The organism is Microcella sp. (genome assembly GCF_033763155.1).
In the GTDB taxonomy this organism is placed as follows: domain Bacteria; phylum Actinomycetota; class Actinomycetes; order Actinomycetales; family Microbacteriaceae; genus Microcella.
This window is the reverse complement of the sequence record NZ_JANRKZ010000023.1, coordinates 1-4,272: the sequence shown is the minus strand read 5'-3', so window position 1 is coordinate 4,272 and position 4,272 is coordinate 1. Positions and strand designations below refer to the sequence as shown.

At 66.0% G+C, this 4,272-nt stretch carries 5 protein-coding genes; 4 read left to right on the top strand and 1 reads right to left on the bottom strand.

The features are described 5' to 3' along the window. The 3 genes from SFU54_RS00755 to SFU54_RS00745 all read left to right on the top strand — a co-directional run. On the top strand, positions 1–796 hold a 796-nt coding region (locus SFU54_RS00755; protein WP_413466532.1), incomplete at its 5' end, for an ABC transporter permease. Next, the gene (locus SFU54_RS00750; RefSeq protein ID WP_319014410.1) at positions 796–1,560 is read left to right on the top strand and encodes an ABC transporter ATP-binding protein; all 765 of its coding nucleotides are present in this window, start codon (positions 796–798) and stop codon (positions 1,558–1,560) included. The genes SFU54_RS00755 and SFU54_RS00750, both read left to right, overlap by 1 nt. Before the next feature lie 62 nt (positions 1,561–1,622). After that, positions 1,623–2,477, top strand: coding sequence for a hypothetical protein (locus SFU54_RS00745; RefSeq protein WP_319014409.1), 855 nt, complete (start codon positions 1,623–1,625; stop codon positions 2,475–2,477). Here SFU54_RS00745 and SFU54_RS00740 read toward each other — a convergent pair. Further along, positions 2,413–3,711 (bottom strand): CDP-glycerol glycerophosphotransferase family protein, encoded by a 1,299-nt coding sequence (locus SFU54_RS00740; RefSeq protein WP_319014408.1) that lies wholly within the window; start codon positions 3,709–3,711, stop codon positions 2,413–2,415. The two genes, SFU54_RS00745 and SFU54_RS00740, sit on opposite strands and share 65 nt — an antisense overlap. A gap of 164 nt (positions 3,712–3,875) precedes the next feature. Here SFU54_RS00740 and SFU54_RS00735 point away from each other — a divergent pair. Next, positions 3,876–4,272, top strand: a 397-nt coding sequence (locus SFU54_RS00735) for a CDP-glycerol glycerophosphotransferase family protein (RefSeq protein ID WP_319014407.1), incomplete at its 3' end; no start/stop codon positions are given.

Below are 4,272 nucleotides of genomic sequence, written 5' to 3'. Positions count from 1 at the left end.
GACCACAGCCCCGCCGCCGCGCCCGCCGCGCTCTGCCGCACAGGTGTATCGGCAATCGCTGTGGTTGCTCACGAGCCGTGACCTCAAGGTTCGGTACGCGACCTCGTTTCTTGGCTATCTCTGGTCGGTTCTCGACCCGCTCGTGATGGCGGTCATCTACTGGTTCGTCTTCACCCAGGTGGTTGATCGTACGATCGGCTACGAGCCTTACATCGTGTTCTTGCTCGCGGGATTGCTGCCGTGGATGTGGTTCAACGGAGCGGTCGGCGACGCAACCCGCGCCTTCACGAAAGACGCCAAGCTCGTGCGGTCGACCCGAATTCCCCGCACGATCTGGGTCAACCGCATCGTGTTGTCGAAGGGCATCGAATTCATCGCGGCCCTGCCGGTCATCGTGATCTTCGCGATGATTTTCGGGGCCCAGCCGACGTGGGGTGTGCTCTGGTTGCCCGTCGCCATCGTTCTGCAGGGCATCTTGACGGTCGGGCTCGGGCTCATCATCGCTCCGCTCGTGGTCTTCTTTCGAGACCTCGAGCGTGCGGTCAAGCTCGTGTTGCGGTTCTTGTTCTACGCCTCGCCCATCATCTACGGCCTGGGCGACTTGCCCCACGGCCTCGACTTCTGGGCGTCGTTCAACCCCCTTGCGGGCATCATCTCGCTATACCGAGCCAGCTTCTTTCCTGAACAACTGGATGCCCGCGCGGTGATCATCGCGGCCGCCATGAGCCTCGGCATTCTCGCCGTCGGCATCCTCGTCTTCCGCCGCATGGTGCGCGCCGTCTTGAAGGAGGTCTAGTGGCCGCGGACACCGTTATTCGCGTGGCAGACGCCGGCATCCGCTTTCGGCGCAATCGCCGCGGGCGCCGATCGTTCAAAGACCTCTTCGCGGGGTCGCAGCGACGGTCTCGACCCGATGAGTTCTGGGCCTTGCGCAACGTGAGTGTCGAGGTGCGCGCCGGTGAAGCCATCGGCGTCGTCGGCCGAAACGGTCAAGGCAAGTCGACCCTGCTCAAGCTCGTCGCCGGGGTCATGCTTCCCGACGAAGGCACCGTTGACGTGCACGGGGGCGTCGCGCCCCTCATCGAGATCACGGGCGGATTCGTCGATGACCTCACCGTGCGCGAGAACCTCTACCTGACGGCGGGCTTGCACGGCATGTCGAAGCGCGAGATCGACCAGCGCTACGACGAGATCATCGACTTCGCTGAGCTGCGCGACTTCGTCGGAACCCCCTATAAACACCTGTCGAGCGGCATGAAAGTGCGCCTCGCCTTCTCGGTCATTTCGCGACTCGAAGAGCCGATCTTGCTCGTCGACGAAGTGCTCGCCGTCGGCGATAAAGCGTTTCGCGACAAGTGCTATGCCCGCATCGACCAGTTGCTGGCGGGCGGGCGCACGCTCTTCTTCGTTTCACACAATGAGCGTGACCTCAAGCGCTTCTGCACGCGCGGGCTCTATCTCGACAAGGGATCGCTCGTGCTCGACGGCGCTATCGGCGACGTTCTCGATGCGTACAACCGCGACTACGGCACGGGCATCACGAGCACCGTCGTCGACTAGTCGCCCGAGGCGCTCTCAGTCGCGGCTCGTACACTGACCGCGAACGATCTCTGGAGGTTGCGGTGACTCTCACCCCGAGCGAGAACGACGGCGCGACCGAGCGCGAGCCCCTGCAGGGCATCCCGATCGACGACGACGAGAGTGTTACGGCCTCGACCGAGGTGGCCGTTGTCGCCGCCGACCCCGTTCTCGTGCGGGCGCTGCGCGCCGCGATGTCGGCGCAACGTCCGGCCGTGTTGCTGCACATCCGCTCGATCCGTCGGCAGTATCCCGCGGCCACACCCGAGCAAGTCATCATGATTCTCGAGCGTCGTTTTCTCAACAGCGTCACGATTACGGGCGCGGGCAGCGGCGCGGCATCGCTCATTCCCGGCGTGGGCACAGCCCTCGGGCTCACCGTGATCGGGGTCGAGACCGTGGCCTTCTTCGAGATGACGGCCCTGTTTGCGCAGTCGGTTGCTGAGATTCACGGCATCGTCGTCGACGATGAAGAACGCGCCCACAATCTCGTCATGGCGCTCATGCTCGGGGGGCCCGGAAAAGAGCTCGTGCAGCAATTCGTGGGGCAAGCAACGGGCCGTGGCCCCGACCGCACGCAGTACTGGGGTGAGTCGATCACGGCCGGAATGCCCAAGGCCCTCGTCGGGCTCTTGAACAAACGGCTGCGCGACGAGCTCGTCAAGAGCATGGCGGTCAAGCAAGGCGGCAGCATGGCTGGCCGGCTCGTTCCCTTTGGCATTGGCGCGGTCATCGGTGGTGCGGGTAACCGCCTCATCGGCGGCAAGGTTGTGCGCACCGCTCAGCAAGCGTTTGGGCCCGCTCCCACGCGGTGGCCGGCCGAGCTCGACCAGCTCAGTCCCCCGAAGGAGCCTCGTCTTCGTCGTCTTCGTCGTCGAACGGGTTCGACTCCGATGTAATCGGGTCGTGTGCGTGGATGGCCGCCACGCGATCCCACTCGGCATACAGCGTCTCAACCGCGGCATGGAATCGCGCCGTGGCTGCTCCCGGAGTCGTGTCGCCGAAGTAGCGCTGCACCCAGCGCGTGAGCTTGTCGTGTGCTTCAGCACTCGTGAGCACCCGATCGATGAGCGGCACGATGTGCGCCGCGTCGTCGACCGTGAGCCACTCGCAGTCGCTCAGGTAGCCCGAGTCGTCGATCTCGGCCTCGGGTGACGCGGGCCGCGCCACCATGATGGGCTTGCCCGTGGCGAGGCGGTCATAGACCATCGCCGAGATGTCGGTGATGGCAACGTCGGCGGCCGAGAGTTGCCAGCCCAGCGCCGACCCCGTGTCGTGCACGTGCTGGGCTGAGGGGTCGGCGGCGTTGGCGCGATCCAGAGCCGCGATGATGCGCCGGTTCGCTGCGCCATACGCGCGGCTCACGACCCCGCTGCGCGGGTGCGGGCGGTAGATCACGCGGTGGCGGCCGGTCGCGAGCAGGGCATCCACCAGGGCCTCACCGTGACTCGCGATCGAGCCGTAGGCCGCGGCAGGTCGGTCACCCTCCCACGTTGGCGCATAGAGCACGACCGTGCGATCGTCGGGCGTGTAGGGCGTGGCACCCGCGAAGTGGTCGGCCTGCGGGCGGCCGATCTCGAGCGTGCGGTGCTCAACGTCGTACGACCACAGCTTGCGCGCCAACCGGTCGCGGGCCGCCTGCCCCGCGACGAAGGCGTAGTCATACGCCTTGTACTGGTTGGTGGTCATGTACATCTTGTCGCTCTCGCCATGGTTGATGAACACGTGCCACATGCGGCCGTAGCGGAACATCTGAAAGTTCTTGGTGTTCTGGTTGACGTAGAACACGATGCGCAGCGGCTGCTCGGCGACGAACTTCTCGAGATCGGTGACCTTGCGCAGATACACGGCAGGAACAGGTGCTTCGTCGAGCAAGGTCATCATCGTTCCGGGGCTGCGGCTGATGATGGCGACCGGATGCTCGCGCGCGAGCTCGGCAAGCGGCGCATACCACTGCCGAATCTGGTAGAGGTTCACGCGCGTGTCGGCGAAGTAGACGGCAATCTCGATGCTGCCGGGCGCGGCCGGAGTCTCGTGCGCAAGCCGCTCGGCGAGCAGAATGCGATTGCGGCGCGAGCGCAGGAGGTCGCGCACGATGCGTCGCGCGGTCTTGTATTGGCTCACGATCTTCATGGTCTTGATTCTTTCAGCGGCGACCCGAGCGGCCCCGCCAATCGGCCACACCGTTACCGACTTGTTCGCAACGGGCGCCGTGAACGGCTGTTCGCCTCGTTGTGCGCCAGTATTCGCCGATCTGGAGGGTGCCGAACGCGCGAGGCGTGACAGAATCGGGCGCGATGGCCCGCTTCACGTTCAGCGCCGGCAACGCGCGCGTTCTCGCTCGCGCCCCGCTGTATGCGCTCGGGGCGCTCGCCGCCGTGCTCGTGCCGCGCAGCCCGCAGCAGTGGGTGTTCGGGTCGGGCATCGGGCTCGGCGAGGGGGCGCTGGCGCTTTACGAGCTATCCGCCGCGCGCGAGCCCGAGCGACGCCTCACGTGGCTCGCGTCGAGTGCCGACGAACTCGCCGCGGCCCGAGCCCGTGGACTTCGCGCCCTGCGCAAGGGTGGGCCACGCGGGCTCTGGGCGACGCTGCGCGCGGGTGTGGTGGTCGTGACCCACGGGTTCGGTGACGTCAACCGCTTCGGTGTGAGCGGCGCACGGGTCGTTCAGCTGTGGCACGGCATCCCGCTCAAGC